General features: G+C 57.2%; 1 pseudogene. It reads left to right on the plus strand.

Annotated features, from left to right (window positions below):
- Positions 1–31: 31 nt before the first annotated feature.
- Positions 32–276, plus strand: a pseudogene (locus AC3XQU_RS23810) (hypothetical protein); the annotation flags it as partial.

Genomic DNA, 276 nt, shown 5'->3' on the forward strand with positions numbered 1-276 from the left:
CACCTGTTCTACCCCGGATGTATCAGTGCCTATGGGCCAGCATCAACTCGCTGAGTTTTCGGGCCTGAACACAGCAACGCCTTGGCAGGACTTTAATATTGCGCTGAACAATTGCCCGGCGTTCAACGGCTACTACCAGGCGAGTGGGCCGACTTGGACCAGCAACGGCGGCGCTGGCAGCGTCGGTAACCTGAACTCCCGCAAAAACAACGTACTGCAAGTACGTATCGACCCGACCCGCACGCCTCTGAATGCTTCGCTGGGTATCCTGAGTCT

The sequence above is a fragment of the Telluria sp. AZSoR62 genome, assembly GCF_058111565.1.